Annotated in this window: 8 protein-coding genes; 2 read left to right on the top strand and 6 right to left on the bottom strand. The window is 64.0% G+C overall.

The window, feature by feature from the left end; genetic code table 11:
- Positions 1-57: 57 nt before the first annotated feature.
- Together QMK33_RS14850 and QMK33_RS14845 are read right to left on the bottom strand one after the other, a co-directional pair.
- Complete coding sequence (locus tag QMK33_RS14850; RefSeq protein ID WP_283565389.1) at positions 58-372, bottom strand: hypothetical protein; 315 nt, start codon at positions 370-372, stop codon at positions 58-60.
- A gap of 50 nt (positions 373-422) precedes the next feature.
- Positions 423-731, bottom strand: coding sequence for a hypothetical protein (locus tag QMK33_RS14845; protein ID WP_283565388.1), 309 nt, complete (start codon positions 729-731; stop codon positions 423-425).
- Between the two features lie 108 nt (positions 732-839).
- Between QMK33_RS14845 and QMK33_RS14840 the strand changes: the two genes are divergently transcribed.
- The gene (locus tag QMK33_RS14840) at positions 840-1790 is read left to right on the top strand and encodes a Ppx/GppA phosphatase family protein (RefSeq protein WP_283565387.1); all 951 of its coding nucleotides are present in this window, start codon (positions 840-842) and stop codon (positions 1788-1790) included.
- A gap of 95 nt (positions 1791-1885) precedes the next feature.
- On the opposite strand, the gene QMK33_RS14835 is transcribed toward QMK33_RS14840, so the two are convergent.
- From QMK33_RS14835 to QMK33_RS14825, 3 genes are read right to left on the bottom strand one after another with little or no spacing between them, the layout of a single operon-like run.
- Entirely contained in the window at positions 1886-3328 is a 1443-nt protein-coding gene (locus tag QMK33_RS14835; protein ID WP_283565386.1) for a TonB family protein, read from the bottom strand.
- 57 nt (positions 3329-3385) lie between these two features.
- Positions 3386-3829 (bottom strand): toxin-antitoxin system YwqK family antitoxin, encoded by a 444-nt coding sequence (locus QMK33_RS14830; RefSeq protein WP_283565385.1) that lies wholly within the window; start codon positions 3827-3829, stop codon positions 3386-3388.
- A gap of 16 nt (positions 3830-3845) precedes the next feature.
- Entirely contained in the window at positions 3846-4259 is a 414-nt protein-coding gene (locus QMK33_RS14825) for a BlaI/MecI/CopY family transcriptional regulator (RefSeq protein WP_283565384.1), read from the bottom strand.
- Between the two features lie 199 nt (positions 4260-4458).
- On the opposite strand from QMK33_RS14825, the gene QMK33_RS14820 reads away from it, so the two are divergent.
- Positions 4459-5520 carry an Ldh family oxidoreductase gene (locus QMK33_RS14820; RefSeq protein ID WP_283565383.1) on the top strand — a complete coding sequence of 354 codons (1062 nt, stop codon included), beginning with the start codon at positions 4459-4461 and terminating at the stop codon, positions 5518-5520.
- A gap of 8 nt (positions 5521-5528) precedes the next feature.
- On the opposite strand, the gene QMK33_RS14815 is transcribed toward QMK33_RS14820, so the two are convergent.
- Entirely contained in the window at positions 5529-6263 is a 735-nt protein-coding gene (locus tag QMK33_RS14815; RefSeq protein WP_283565382.1) for a hypothetical protein, read from the bottom strand.
- Position 6264: the final 1 nt, after the last annotated feature.

The raw sequence follows: 6264 nt of genomic DNA, 5'->3' as shown, positions 1-6264 counted from the left end.
TGTAGCAGCCCCACCCCCGGCCCCTCCCCCGCGGGGGAGGGGCCGGGGGTGGGGCTGCTACAGCGGTCGGTTGAGCCAGTAGTGAAAGCCCAGGGTACCGAGGCCGTAGGCTAGCACATCGAGCGGGTCGGCCACGGCCTGGGCCGACCACAGCGGCAGCAGGCCCTCAAACCAGCCGGCCACGACTAGCCACGCTACTACCAGCCACGCCCGCGGCAAAGTGCCCACCGGGTTGATGAGCAGCCGGTGCGCCGCCAGCGCCAGGCTTAGCATGAGCGGCAGGCTGAGCAGGTCGCCCAGGTGCGACGTAATGGCCGTAGGCAGGGGCCAGTGCAGCCAGTGCTTATTAGTATATAACCCACTGTATAACAATACTATCGCTCCGAACAATGGGTGGCGCAGCCCCGTGGCCCAGCCCACCGCTAGGCGGCCACGGCTGTGGCTATCCAGACGAGCAGGCCCAGTATCGCCATAAAAAGCAGCTGCCCGCCGCGGCCTATCCACTTGAGGAAGCGCAGCGCCGGGCCGTCTTCGGGGTTTATCCGGATGAGGCGCACCGGCGACTTTTGCTTTTGGTGGGCGGCGGCGGCCTCCTGCTGGGCCTGGTGGTGGGCCGGCGGGTCGAGCAGCTGGCCGCAGTGCGTGCAGCGGTCGCTGGGCTGCAGCTGCCACTCGGACCACTGCTGGCAAGAAGGACATTTCTTAGTGGAAACGAGCGGAGTATCGGCCATTATTCGGTTTACGGGCCGGGTGGGGGCAGCGTTACGACCTGGGCCGGGCCGTATCTTTCGGCACTGCGCCCGCTGCGCCGGGCGCTTTTACCGGTAGTTTCACCCCCTATGCACGCCCCCGTTCTTCATCGCCGCCTGGCCCTTATCGACATGGGTACCAATACCTTCCACTTGCTTATTGTGGAGGACCGGCCCGGCCAGCCGCCGCACGTGCTGGTGCGCACCAAAGTGGGCGTGCGCCTGGGCGAGGGCGGCATCAGCAAAGGCGAGATTGCGACCGAGCCCTACGCCCGCGCCCTGCAAACGGTGCGCGGCTTCAAGGAAGAAATAGAGTTGCACCAGGTAACGGAGGTGCGCGCCACGGCCACCAGCGCCATGCGCGTATCGCGCAACGGCCCCGATTTGGTACGCGATATTCTCACCACCACCGGCATTCAGGTGGAAGTAATTGCCGGCAGCCGCGAGGCCGAGCTCATTGCCAAAGGCATTCGGCAGGCCGTGCCGCTGGGCCAGGCCAAGCACTTGCTCATGGACATCGGTGGCGGCTCAGTCGAGTTTATCATCGCCAACGAGGACACCATTTTCTGGAAGCATAGCTTCGAAATCGGCGCGCAGCGGCTGCTGGACAAGTTTTTCACGGAGCCCAGCGGCGTTTTTCCCCGCGAACAAATGGCGGCCGAGCTGGAATACCTGGCCGACGTCCTAGCCCCGCTCACGAAGGCCGTGGCGGCGCACGCGCCCCTGGCCGGGCTGGTGGGCAGCTCGGGCAGCTTCGACACGCTGGCCGACCTGACCGTGGGCCAGGTGCGCCTGGAGGCCGACCTGCCGCCCAGTACTGCGCTGCCGGTAGCCGACTTTGAGCGGCACTTCGCGCAGCTGTTGCTGCTCGACCACGCCGGGCGCGTGGCCATGCCGGGCATGTTTCCGATGCGGGCCGATATGCTGGTGGTGGCCAGCGTCATCATCAAGTACGTGCTGGCTACCTACGGGTTAACCCAGATTATGACCTCAGCATTCGCGCTGAAGGAGGGACTTTTGGCCGAGCTGCTGGCGCAGTAGCACAAACGCCGGCCGAACGCCAGCTTAGCGCCCGTCCGGCCAGGCGGTGGCAGACTAAGCACGATACTATAGGTAGCTGCTTATCAGATAGCTACTTATTTTTCTTCTTTAAACATCACCGGCACCGTAAAGCTCACGGCCACGGCTTTGCCCGACTGCTGGCCCGGCACAAAGCGCGGCAGCTGCCGGATGGCGGCTACCACGGCTGCGTCGTAGGCCGGCGCGAGGCCTTTTACCACTTTAGTATCGGCCACGCCGCCATCGGCCGCCACGGTGAAGCTGACAAATACTTTCCCATCCTGGTGCGCCCCGGCCGGGTACACCACGTTGCGCTGAATCTGCTCCACAATGGCGCCCATGCCACCACCACCGGGCAGCGCCGGCATTTGCTCCACGTAGGTGTAGATGCGGGTCGCCTCATTTGACTGCGCAGCTAATTCGCTCGTCGTTAGGGGAGTTAGCGGTGGCGGGGCAGTAGGCTGATGCGTAATGGTGACCTTGCCATCTTTGTCCACATTCATATTCAGTACACTGCGCTCGTCGCGCCACCCTTTGCCACCATTAGCTAACGAATCCTGGCGCATAGCTTCCTTCACTTTGGCCATGAAAATACCCTTGCGAACCTCTTTAGCTACCGTGGGCTGCACCGCATCCGGGCTGGTTTTCTGGCAAGCCACTAGCGATAATCCGCCCAGCACGGGCAAGACCAGCCACTGCTTCCAGCGGCGCACGGGGTTTTGGGTCTGCAACATGGCAATGCGGGTTAAGGTGAAGTAAAAGTTAAACGACTGAATTAAAGCTGAATAGCCCAGCCGCGGCGACTGGCCCAGGGCCAGCCGGGCCAGTAGCGTAGCGTAGGGCTGCGCCGCTACCGCCGGGCTGGCGGCCTGGTCAGCCAGTAGCTCGTGGGTGAGGCGCAGGGCCGGCAGCAGCAGGTGGGCAAACGGATTGGGCCACAGCACAAGGCGCCACATTTCGAGCCAGAGCACGTCGTAGCTGTGGCCCTGGCGCACGTGGGCCAGCTCGTGGTCGAGCACCGCCGTAGCCTCGGCGGGCGTGAGGGCCGCGGTTTCATCCCAAAAAACGGTGCGGCCGAAGGAGCTGGTGGGCAGCCGCCCGCCGGTGTAGGCCAGCGCGTAGCCGGGCCGCGCTTCGCGCGGCAGCCGGCGCGTGGCGCGGCGCAGCTGCCAGCCGCGGTAAGCCAGCCGGGCCAGCCCCACCCCTACCCCGGCGGCATAAAGCCAAACCAGCCAACCCCAGCTTACCCCGGTAGCGGCCGGGGCCGGCGCCGCGCTTTGCAGGGCGGGCAGCACCACGGCCAGCACCACGCCGGGCGCGCGGCTGGTGGCCAGCCAGCCGGGCAGCGCCACCTGCGGCAGCAGCGGCAGCCCCGCCGCCAGCACTGGGGCTAGCAGTAGTAGTACACGGTTGTAGCCGAAGCACTGCTCGCCGCGCAGTGCTACCCGAAACAGCAGCCACAGGCCGCCCAGCGGCAGCAGCGTGCCCGCCAGCCAGGGCAAAAGAGAGAACGCATTCATACGCAATCGGCTTGAAGGGTGAAATCAGTAGTGGCTATTTAACTATTTGTCAGTTGTTTACTGCTTTTTAATCGGGTAACGGGTACTTACGTGCTTACCCAGTTCATAAAGCTGCACGCTGTCGAGGGTGCCGGCCGGCGAGTAGTGCTGCCACTCGCCCAGCCAGAAAAAGTGCGCGCCACTGGGCTCGTCTACCACCCGCGCCCGGCCCTGGCGCGCCACTTGCCCGCCGGGGTAGTAGTAGGCAATGTCGCTGAAGCCGTGGCGGCGGTAGCGCTCCTGGCGTTGCAGCTCGCCGGCCAGCGCGTAGTAGCGCCAGCGCCCCACCGGGCGGCCGTGCCGGTAGCGGCCCCGCGTGAGCAGCTGCGTGCGGGCATCGTCGTAGTAGGCCAGGTGGCGACCTTGGCGCTGCCCCTGGCGGTCGAGGCGCTCGGCGGACCGCGCGGCGGCGCAGGCCGCCACGGTTGAAGCTAAAATAATTATTAACAAGGCGTTACGCATACCTCACACGCGGTTACTAAACTGGGGGCTGGCTTTCGTCGGCAGCACTTTCATCGGAGGGCTCCTCGGCCTGGGCGTGGCGCAGCAGGGCATCGAGCTGGGCGGCATCGAGGTTTTCGTCCTGGGCAAAGAAGGAAACCAGTTGGCCAAACGAGCCGCCGAAGTAGCCCCGCAGCAGCTTGCGCAGCGAGAAGCGCCGGTAGTCGTCCTGCGCCACCAGGGCGTGGTACTGGTAGCCGCGGCCCACCGGCTCGTAGCCTACGAAGCCCTTTTGCTCCAGAATGCGCACGATGGTACTCACCGTGGTAAGCGCCGGCAGCGGGGTGGGCAGCGCCTCGCGCAGGTCCTTCACGTAGCTGGGGCCGCGCTGCCACAGCAGCTGCATCAACTGCTCTTCGGCGCGGGTGAGCTCGGGAAATGATGGCTGCATAACTAGCTGGCTGAGTTGATGATGCGAAGTACGCTACTTTTCAACGTAAATCTTAGTTATAAACTAAAATTTACGTTGAAAGTAAGTAAATCATTGGCAATGAGTATTAAAATTTAGTAGTCGAGTGCGAGTAGCGCGAAGCTTCCGCTTCGTGCTACTTGCAGCCGTAGGTTTGTGGCCGAGCCACTCCTCTATCGCCATGACGTTCTCCTACCAACAGCTTTTTGCGTTCGCCGAGCAGGTATTCCTGGCCATCGGCTGCCCGCCCGCCGATGCCGTTCTGGCCACCGAAACCCTACTTTCGGCCGATTTGCGGGGCGTGGATTCGCACGGCGTGGCGCGGCTCTCGGGCTACGTGCGCCTCTGGGAGGCGGGCCGCATCAACGCCCGGCCCCGCGTGGGCGTCACCTACGAAACGCCCAGCACCGCCGTGGTCGATGGCGACGGTGGCCTGGGCCTGGTGGTGGGCCCGCAGGCCATGCGCATTGCCATGCAGAAGGCCGCGCTGGTGGGCACCGGCTGGGTGTCGGTGCGCAACTCCAACCACTTCGGTATTGCCGGCTACCACGCCATGCTGCCCCTGGCTCAGGACATGATTGGCATCGCCATGACCAACGCCTCGCCGCTGGTAGCGCCCACTTTTTCACTCGATAGACTGCTGGGTACCAACCCTATAGCCGTGGCCGTGCCCGCCGGCGAGCAGCCCGATTTTGTACTCGACATGGCCACCACCACGGCCGCCAACGGTAAGCTCGAAATTGCGCAGCGTAAGAACCTGCCCATCCCCGAGGGCTGGGCGCAGGACGCCGAAGGCCACGCCAGCACCGACGCCAACGCCGTAAAAAACGGGGGCGCGTTGCAGCCGCTGGGCGGGGCCACTGGCTCGCACAAGGGCTACGGGCTGGGCGCGGTGGTCGATATCTTTTCGGCCGTGCTCAGCGGGGCCAATTATGGGCCGTGGGTGCCGCCGTTCGTAGCGTTTTTGCAGCCGCCGGCCGACCCGGTGGGCCAGGGCATCGGGCACTTCTTCGGGGCCATGCGCGTAGATGCCTTCCGGCCCGCCGACGAGTTTAAAGCGCACATGGACAACTGGATAACTACCTTTCGCAACGCCAAGGCGGTAGAGGGCAAGCAGGTGCTCATCCCCGGCGACCCCGAGCGCCACATGGCCGCCCACCGCCTCCTCGAAGGCCTACCCCTGCTCGACGCCGTGGTGCAGGACCTTGCAACAACCGGGGCCAAATTCGGCGTGAAGCTCTAGTCGCTGGGCTACTTAGGGGAAGAAGACGGCTGCGCAAACACCAGCCAGTTGGACTGCCGGGCCGTTTCGGTGCGGCGGTGACCCAGCTCGACTACCTGGCCGCCGCGCTTGTACCAGCCGGCGTCCCAGTCGCCCATGTCGAGGTAGAGCGCATTTTTGGCCCCCAGCTCCACCAGGTCGTTGCCAAACTGCTGCATCTCCGTGGTATCCGCCGCGCTCTCCACCACGGCAAAGCGGTGGTCGGCAAAATCGACCAGGGCCCGGCGCTGGAACCGGCTACCACCAGCGGGCTGCTGGTTTTTGCCATCCAACACCAGCAGTTCCTGCAAGAGCAAGGTACCGTGCTGGCTTTGCACGCGCGCCAGCTGCGCGCTAGGAGGCGACTGGCCTTTGGCAATCTTGTTGATGGTGAGCCTGTTATCAATAATAGTCAATACGCCATCCAAGAAGCCTACCGTGGCCTTTGCTTGCCGCAGGCGGCCACTGGCTACCAGCAGGCCGAGCGGCTGGTTGGTTTCCAAATCGGTGTAAGCCGCCGCCACGCTTAGAGCGCACTTTTCGTCCTCAGCGTTGGGGCGAATAGTTACTACTTGAATAGCCAGGTCTTGGGGATAAAAAACCGAATACAGCGCGCCTTTTTGGGTTGTTCGCTCTTCTACCAGAACTTGCTGCGTGGCATTTTGGGTGCAGGCCACCAGGCTCAGCAGCAACCCCAGCAACAGGCTGTTATTCAGAATTTTCATT

It is taken from the genome of Hymenobacter sp. H14-R3, assembly GCF_030063445.1.
Taxonomy (GTDB): domain Bacteria; phylum Bacteroidota; class Bacteroidia; order Cytophagales; family Hymenobacteraceae; genus Hymenobacter.
The sequence above is the reverse complement of the archived record's forward strand: the minus strand, read 5'-3'. Positions and strand labels throughout refer to the sequence as shown.